This window comes from Hyphomonas sp. UBA3601 (assembly GCF_002375605.1).
GTDB lineage: Bacteria > Pseudomonadota > Alphaproteobacteria > Caulobacterales > Hyphomonadaceae > Hyphomonas.
Genome location: NZ_DFME01000047.1, coordinates 1 through 404, shown reverse-complemented (window position 1 = coordinate 404; position 404 = coordinate 1). Strand labels below are relative to the sequence as shown.

Genomic DNA, 404 nt, shown 5'->3' with positions numbered 1-404 from the left:
ACTTCCGCCCAGGACTGGCCGACGCTATCCGGTAAACGGACCTCGACAGGACTGACCAGCAGACCTGCCTGACGTGCCCGCTGCCCTGCCGACTCTTTCGCGGTCCAATAAGATAATGGAGCCGCAAGGACCATGCCGACCGTTGCCGGAGCCAGCCAAGCCGCGTAGACGGGTGAGATTGCGGTAGCCGCCATCATCAGCGCCGCACCCAGCAGCGTGGCTGGAATATTATGGCGCAGCGTCGCAAGGAAGCTGTACCCGCCCTGCGCGCGTTCCTGCGGCGACCATCCGCTATCCTTGCCCCGGAAGACATTGATAACTGCGCCCGTTTGCGTCGCCATGAGGATCGGGGCGATCAGGACCGACAATGCTGTCTCCGTCAGAGCGCCGAGAATCGTCTTGCC

1 pseudogene is annotated in these 404 nt (G+C 63.1%); it reads right to left on the bottom strand.

The annotated features are described in order from the left end of the window. Positions 1-404: pseudogene (locus B4F73_RS05440) on the bottom strand (glucans biosynthesis glucosyltransferase MdoH); the annotation flags it as partial.